Raw genomic sequence first — 7,763 nt, 5'->3', positions numbered from 1 at the left:
GTTGTACACAGTAGTGGGTGCGCGCCGTCTGAGAAAAGCCCTCCTGGAGCTCAGCCCGGAATACCCGGCGTTCCGCGACGCGGCCGGGGGAATTGAAGTCTTCCCCGACCTTGAACAGGCCATAACCGGGGCAATCTCCGATGCCGGGGAGGTCATGGACTCCGCGAGCCCCGCCCTCAGAAGCATCAGGGCAAGGATCCGGGCATTGAACAACAAGGTCCGCGACACCTTAGAGTCAATTATCCGCTCCCCGGAGTGGGGCAAGATGCTTCAGGACCCGGTGGTCAGCATCAGGAACGGTCGTTTCGTCGTCCCAGTCAAGGCCGAGATGCGCTCGCACGTGCCCGGCATGGTGCACGACCAATCCGCCAGTGGGGCAACGGTGTTCATTGAGCCGATGGCTGTGGTCGAACTCAATAACGACCTCAGGCAAGCGGTGTCGCAGGAGGAGGCCGAGGTGGCCCGTATCCTTCTGGAGCTCTCGGAGAAGGTCGCAGCCGCCGCGGACAGGCTGGACCGCACCCTCTCCACGCTTGGATGGGTTGACTTCGTCATGGCTCGGGGGCGGCTTTCCCAGGAGATGCAGGCGTCCCGACCGGCACTCAATCGCGACGGGCACATAGCCCTGATCGGTGCAAGGCACCCCTTGCTTCGCGGGGAAATAGTGCCGATAGACCCGTACTTGGGTCGGGAGTTCACAACTATGGTCATCACCGGCCCTAACACAGGTGGGAAGACGGTAACCCTCAAGACCATTGGCCTTCTGACATTGATGGCGCAGGCGGGATTGCATATCCCTGCGGAACCCGGCAGCGAAGTGGCGGTGTTCGATCAGGTAATGGCGGATATTGGCGACGAGCAGAGCATAGAGCAGAGTCTGTCCACGTTCTCGTCGCACCTCACTCACATAATCGATATACTCAGGAGGCTTGAGGGGCAATGCCTCGTGTTGCTCGATGAGCTTGGAGCAGGAACGGACCCGCAGGAAGGAGCGGCACTGGCCATGGCCATCCTCGAGCACCTGCACCGTCTCGGGGCCAGGACGGTGGCTACCACGCACTACAGTGAACTCAAGGCCTTCGCCCACACCCAAGAAGGTATGAGAAACGCGAGCGTGGAGTTTGACGTCCAAACTCTCCGCCCCACGTTCAGGCTGGCTATTGGGGTGCCAGGTTCGAGCAATGCTTTCGCTGTCGCCGATAGGCTCGGTCTGCCCGAAGGCATACTGGCGCGGGCACGGTCTCACGTGGGCACAGACGGCGCCAGGGTAGAGCAGATGATTACGAACCTGAAGGCAGAGCATGATCGGGCACGGGCTGCCAGGGCTGACGCAGAGGCTTTGAGAAACCGGTACCTGGTGCTCAAGGACAAGTACGAGGAGGAGTACAGACGCCTGCGAGCCGAGAAATCGGAGATCCTTCGCCAGGCACGCGTTCAGGCTGACAGCCTGCTCCAAGATGCGAGACGCGAGGTAGACAGAATCATCGGTGAGCTTCGCGCTGCTCGTGCCCTGGCTTCGCAGGCCGGCCAGGACGAAGTTGAGTCCGCCGCCGTCGATGCAAGGAGGGACATGGCGGGGTTGACCGAGGTCCTACGGGAGCTGACTGCACTCGAGCCAGGCGGGGATTTCTCGGCTCCTGAGTCCGGAGAACACGAAGACGATCAGCGCGAGGTCGGGGTGGGGGACGAAGTGGAAATCGTCTCTCTTGGCCAGAGAGGTGTGGTCCTGGACCGTGCAGGGGTGGACGAGTACTTGGTGGGCGTCGGCTCAATGAAGATCAACGTCCCTCGCGCGTCCTTGAGGGCGGTCAAGGTCAAGCAGGCCGCACCTCGTGCCGGGGTCCGGAGGGGGGGCGGTGTTGTCGCGATCCAAGCTGATCGGGCAAGGTCTGTCTCCACCGAGCTGGACCTGCGGGGAATGAGGGTGGAAGAAGCCCTGGATGTAGCAGACAAGTATCTTGACGACGCCATACTTGCTGGCATACCGAGAGCCCGGCTGATTCACGGGAAGGGGACGGGGGCACTTCGAGAGGCACTCAGGGACATGCTCGCGTCAGACCGCAGGATCAAAGCCGCGAGGCCCGGAGAAGCAGGTGAGGGCGGCGATGGGGTCACCGTTGTATCCTTTCCAGGGACGTAGACACCACCGCTCGGAAGAAAGGCGGCCCGGCTTTCGCTGGCCGAGAGCGGCCAAGAGCCGGAGCGCCTTTCTTTGCAGTCTGCTGTGTTGGCACCCTGTTCCCCGTCCTGATCATCTCAGTGCAGCGGCGGCGCAGCGTCGGAGCGTTCCGGCTCGGCCCACTCCTCCCACGGGAAGAGAGGGGGCTCGGGGATCGGGGGAGGCGGTGGAGAAGGCTTGTGGACGTCGCATTCGGCCACCGGCTCCGTGCCTGCTATGAACTTCTCAGTTGTCACCTTGGCAGGGGGGCATAGGTCTGTTGCAAGAAGGCCGGACTCGGTGCACACCCGAACCCCTTGAACTATACCTGAGGGAACTGGGAAGTCCCTGGGGGGGACCCCCAAGAGCGCATCCTTCATGAACTTCCCCCAGACCTCTGCGGCCAGGCTGGACCCTATCTTTCCGATCTTGGGGTAGTTCATCTCCCGAGTCTGGTCTTCGCCGATCCAGACTGCAGTCACCAGATCCGGCGTGAACCCGACGAACCAGGCATCAGTGTTACTGTCTGCAGTGCCGGTCTTGCCGGCCGCGGGCCTGCCGATGTTGGCTCTTCGCCCGGTTCCGTTCGGGGACGTGATCACGCCCTTCATCATGTCCGTGAGGATGTAAGCAGTCCGCTCGTCCATCACGATGTCTTTCTGGGGCCTCCCGGATTCGAGCAGGACTCCGTTCCTGTCCCGGACCTCCAGGATGAAATAGGGCTTGACCTTCATCCCGAGGTTCGCAAGGCTGCTGTACGCCTCCGCGAGCTCTAGGGGAGTGACTCCCCTTGTCAGGCCGCCGAGTGCAAGCGAAAGGACTACGTCGTTCTTGGGGCCGGATTCGACGAGAGTAGTGATACCCATCCGCTTGGCGTAGTCAATTACCTTCCTTGGAGTCAGGGCGTCCGTGAGCTTGATGGCGACTACGTTGATGGACTGCTCGAGTGCCTGCCTCAAGGTGAGGGGCCCGAGGAAAGTCTTGGTGTAGTTCTGCGGAGCCCAGACTGTGCCATCATACTGCGGAAACTCAATAGGTTCATCAACGACGACGGTCGCCGGGGTATACCCGCTGTCGATTGCGGCCGCATATACAAAAGGCTTGATGCACGATCCGGGTGACCGTTCAGCCCGGATAGCCCGGTTGTACTCGTCCTCACCTCGCCCGCCGACCAGCGCCCTGATCTCACCGGTATCCGCGTCAAGAGCGACCAGCGCCGATTGTGGGTAGGTCAACGTGGTCGAGCCTCGGGTCTCTGTCCGGCCTGTCGGCAGAAGACTTGCGAAAGCGCGTTCCGCCGCGCGCTGCATGGAAAGGTCGAGCGTTGTGCGGACCGTGAGGCCACCGCTGTACACCATCTCCCGCCCGTACTTGGAGAGCAGGTAGTCCCGGACCATGTAGGAGAAGTACCGGGCCACGGACTCTCTTGGCTTGAGTCCCACGAGCCTGACGGGCTCCTCTGCTGCCTGCCTGGCCTGATCCTCCGTAATGTAGCCCACATCCACCATACGTCCGAGGACTATCTTCCGTCTGCGTAACGAGGCCTCAAGGTTCTTGTAAGGTGAGAACACCTCAGGGCCGTTCACCACGCCGGCGAGCAAAGCCGCCTCACCCAGGGTCAGGTCGCCCACGTGCTTCCCGAAGAAGACCTGTGAGGCGGCCTCCACACCATAGGCGCCGTGGTTGAAGTATACATAATTCAGGTAGAACTCGAGAATCTCGTCCTTCGTGTATCTCCGCTCAAGCTGAAAGGCGTAGAGCGCCTCCCAGATCTTGCGGTTGATGGTCTTCTCGTGGGATAAGAAGACGTTTCTCGCCAGCTGAGCGGTGATGGTGGAACCGCCCTGGTCCGGGGAGAGGTTCTTGATGTCTGCCCACAGTGCCCCCAGGATGCGCCGGACACTTATGCCGTGATGCTGGTAGAAGTTGTGGTCTTCCACTGCGATCACGGCCTGGATCAGATGGTCCGGCATGTCCCGCAAGGGCACGAGAACCCTGTTCTCGATCATGTACTTGGAGATGACCTGCCCGTTCACGTCGTAAACCGTGGTCGGAAGATTTGGCCGGACCTCAACATCCTCGACGCTTGGGGCGTTCCGAAGATAGCCCGCGAGGATCCCGGCCGCCGCACCCACGCCGACGAGAACGAGGAAGACGAATATCAACGCACCGACCTTAAGAAGAGTCCGTGCTCTCGCACGCATGTATCGAAGGCCTCCTCGGCTCGGAATTCGCATCCATTATAGCATAAGAGCCTGCCCGCGCAACCGAACGGTTCGTTGCCGCTCCAGGCACCATGTGCTAGAATCGTGATAGTCGCAGCAACTGCCAGGGCAGGCTGAATGGAGGCGCGTTCGATGGACCCCAGGGACCAGCTGGAAATCATAAAGCGCGGCGCTGCGGAGGTCATCTCTGAGGAAGACCTCCTTGCGAAGTTTGAGAAGTCACAGAAGACCGGAAGGCCGCTCCGGGTCAAGCTCGGCCTGGACCCGTCCGCCCCCGACATTCACATAGGTCACACTGTCGTCCTTCAGAAGATGAGGCAGTTCCAGGACATGGGCCACGTCGGCGTCATAGTCATCGGCGACTTCACCGGCAGGATAGGAGACCCGACTGGGAAATCCGAAACCAGGCGGCAGTTGTCCGATGAAGAGGTGCGGGCGAACGCGAGGACCTATGAGGAGCAGATCTTCAAGATACTCGATCGCGAGCGCACGGAAGTCACGTTCAACTCCTCGTGGCTTGGCAAGCTCATGTTCGCGGACGTGATCGATCTCGCATCCAGAGTGACCGTCGCCCGGATGCTGGAGAGAGACGACTTCGAGGGGAGGTACAGGGAGGGCAGGCCCATCGGCATCCACGAGTTCTTCTACCCTCTGATGCAGGCTTACGACTCCATAGCCCTCGAGGCAGATGTGGAGCTGGGCGGCACGGACCAGAAGTTCAACAACCTCATGGGGCGCACACTTCAGAAGGAGTTCGGGCAGGAGTCGCAGGTCGTTGTATTGACTCCCATTCTGCCAGGCCTGGACGGCGTAGCCAAGATGAGCAAGAGTCTGGGCAACTACATCGGAATCAACGAGGCGCCGCAGGACATCTTCGGGAAGACTATGTCGATTCCTGATGACCTCATAGTGCCCTATGTGGACTGTGCCACGACTCTACTTCTTTCGGAGAAGGTTGAGGTCGAGCAAGGGCTGAGGACGGGGAGCCTCCACCCGATGGTCGCGAAGCGGAAACTGGCAAGGCAGCTAGTGACGCAGTACCACGGGAAGGAGGCGGCGGATCGCGCGGAAGAGGAGTTCAACCGGGTATTTTCCCGGCGCGAGCTTCCCGAGGACATATCCGATACCGTCATCGGCCCGGATGCACTTACAAACGGAAAAGTCCAGGCTGCACGGCTGGTCGTCCTGGCTGGGCTGGCTGGCAGCAACTCTGAGGCCAGGCGCCTGGTAGAACAAGGCGGAGTCCGAATCGACGACCGGAGGGTGGAGGACCCTTTGGAGGAAATCGAGCCCGTTTCGGGTATGGTACTCAAGGTAGGAAAGCGCCGGTTCGCGCGGTTCGTGGTATCCACGGCGAACTGAGAAGACTACCTGGGGGGCGTGAGACATGGGACTTGTGACTTCAAAGGCCATCCTGGACCCGGCGAACAGGGACGGGTACGGGGTGGGGGCGTTCAACGTCAACAATCTGGAGTTCGCCAAGGCCGTGGTCCGGGCGGCGGTGGATGAGAGGTCTCCCATTATAGTACAGGTTTCCGAGGGCGCCATCGCCTACGCTGGCCTTCGGGAGATCTCGGGGATGGTGAGGACCATAGCGGATAGTGTTCAGGTCCCGGTTGCACTCCATCTCGATCACGGGCGAAACTACGCGACCATAGTCGACTGCATCAGGAACGGATTCACATCAGTGATGATCGACGGGTCCCACCTGCCTTTCGAAGAGAACATCGCCCTCACAGCCAAGGTGGTCGAGACCGCTCACGCAGTTGGGGTCAGCGTCGAGGCGGAACTGGGCAAGCTGGCGGGGATTGAAGACAACATCGCGGTCGCTGAACGAGACGCGATTCTCACAGATCCGGACGAGGCTCGCGAATTCGTGGAGCGCACAGCCGTGGACGCCTTGGCGGTCGCCATCGGCACCTCCCACGGGCCGCACAAGTTCAAGGGGGATCCTGTGCTTGCACTGGACCTCGTCACCGAGATCAAGAAGCGCGTCCCAATACCTCTTGTACTGCACGGGGCTTCTGGCGTGTCACCAGATACCGTCATGCTCGGCGAGAAGTACGGTGCGAAGTGGGCCGGGTCCCGTGGGATCCCTGACGAGAGCATTGTCGAGGCCATCAGGCGTGGGATCAACAAAGTGAACATCGACACGGATATGAGGCTCGCGTTCATAGCTTCTATCAGAGAGACCCTGGGCACGCACCCGGAGATAACTGACCCAAGGGATATCCTCAAACCAGCCTCAGCCGCGGTCCGTGCAGTCGCCGCGGCAAAGATGAGGCTCTTCGGAAGCTCCTCCAGGGTGCCGATGGCATAGTAGGCCAGGCGCACAGTCACACTTGCCGCCCCTCCCGCATAACCTGGGGAGGGGTGGTCTGCCATGTGCGTGCGGCTGCCGATCGGATGGCTCGCCCCGAACTGGCTCGTGAGGTTCGTGGCCCGCGTGAGAAGGCGCCCCGCCGTTCGCAGGCCCGGGCTCCGAGCTCAGCCTCGTGGGAGGAGAGTGCGCTCGCGGGCCGGGCCCCGCCGTGGAACCCGCGGCGGCAGAGTCCGTCGTCTGCTGATGGTTTGCGCGGCCTTAGGAATCGCGCTCGGTGCGGGGGCATTCATGATCGTCGAGACCAGGCTCAAGCCGACCCTGCTCGAGATCGCCGAAGCCCGGGCGCGGATCATTGCCACCAACGCAGTCAATACGGCGCTTTCCGAGGAGATCGCGCTGGACATCAAGTATGAAGACCTGATGGCGTGGCGGACCGACGGGCAGGGCAACGTGGTGGCAGTGCAGCCCAATACGGGTGAGATCAGTCGCATAGCGGCGGTCACGACTATACGGGTGCAGCAGGCGCTCAGGGCAGCGCAGCGAGAGAAGATCTCCGTGCCGCTCGGGCAGGTGCTCGGGAGCAGCCTCCTGGCTTCCATGGGACCGTGGATCACGGCTACCATCCTGCCAATCGGGACTGTGAACACGTCAGTCACTGACTTCTTCGAGACCGCGGGCATAAACCAGCTGAGGCATAGGATCTATCTGGAGATCGAGGCCTATGTGAAGATAGTGGTCCCGCTTGTCAGCGCAAGTGTCGTGGTAAACACGAGCATGCCGATTGCGGAGGCGATAATCCTAGGTGACGTGCCGCAGTTCTACGTGAACATCGAAAACGCCGGATCGCTTCTCAAGAGCATCCTGGGAGTGGGAGAAGGCGCCGAACAGCCGAAGAAGTAGAAGCAAGGAGCATATTCGAGCAAGCGCAAGCTTGGACGGGGAGGACTTGCTTGTTTTGGGTTGGCGGCCGATAGGGGACTACGGGACTGGTTGCAGCGTGCTCACCCCGGTGGTATATTTAACGTTGCGCCTCTGCCGCATCACTGCCTCATCGGCG

Annotated in this window: 5 protein-coding genes; 4 read left to right on the top strand and 1 reads right to left on the bottom strand. The window is 61.1% G+C overall.

What is annotated here, in order from left to right; all coding sequences use genetic code 11:
• On the top strand, positions 1-2,140 hold a 2,140-nt coding region (locus tag NUW23_14165; GenBank protein ID MCR4427304.1), incomplete at its 5' end, for an endonuclease MutS2.
• 116 nt (positions 2,141-2,256) lie between these two features.
• On the opposite strand, the gene NUW23_14160 is transcribed toward NUW23_14165, so the two are convergent.
• Positions 2,257-4,362, bottom strand: coding sequence for a penicillin-binding protein 1A (locus tag NUW23_14160; GenBank protein MCR4427303.1), 2,106 nt, complete (start codon positions 4,360-4,362; stop codon positions 2,257-2,259).
• Positions 4,363-4,515: 153 nt separating this feature from the next.
• On the opposite strand from NUW23_14160, the gene tyrS reads away from it, so the two are divergent.
• From tyrS to yunB, 3 genes are all read left to right on the top strand, one after another.
• Entirely contained in the window at positions 4,516-5,745 is a 1,230-nt protein-coding gene (tyrS, locus tag NUW23_14155) for a tyrosine--tRNA ligase (protein ID MCR4427302.1), read from the top strand.
• Positions 5,746-5,770: 25 nt separating this feature from the next.
• The gene (gene fba / locus NUW23_14150) at positions 5,771-6,703 is read left to right on the top strand and encodes a class II fructose-1,6-bisphosphate aldolase (GenBank protein MCR4427301.1); all 933 of its coding nucleotides are present in this window, start codon (positions 5,771-5,773) and stop codon (positions 6,701-6,703) included.
• Between the two features lie 63 nt (positions 6,704-6,766).
• Positions 6,767-7,606 carry a sporulation protein YunB gene (yunB, locus tag NUW23_14145; GenBank protein MCR4427300.1) on the top strand — a complete coding sequence of 280 codons (840 nt, stop codon included), beginning with the start codon at positions 6,767-6,769 and terminating at the stop codon, positions 7,604-7,606.
• Positions 7,607-7,763: the final 157 nt, after the last annotated feature.

The sequence above is a fragment of the Bacillota bacterium genome, from assembly GCA_024655925.1.
Taxonomy (GTDB): Bacteria; Bacillota; DTU025; order DTU025; family JANLFS01; genus JANLFS01.
The sequence above is the reverse complement of the archived record's forward strand: the minus strand, read 5'-3'. Positions and strand labels throughout refer to the sequence as shown.

Excerpts from the sequence above, each read along its gene's own strand:
- yunB (MCR4427300.1), top strand. The coding sequence starts at position 6,767 with ATGTGCGTGCGGCTGCCGATCGGATGGCTCGCCCCGAACTGGCTCGTG.
- fba (MCR4427301.1), top strand. The coding sequence starts at position 5,771 with ATGGGACTTGTGACTTCAAAGGCCATCCTGGACCCGGCGAACAGGGAC.
- NUW23_14160 (MCR4427303.1), bottom strand. The coding sequence starts at position 4,362 with ATGCGTGCGAGAGCACGGACTCTTCTTAAGGTCGGTGCGTTGATATTC.
- tyrS (MCR4427302.1), top strand. The coding sequence starts at position 4,516 with ATGGACCCCAGGGACCAGCTGGAAATCATAAAGCGCGGCGCTGCGGAG.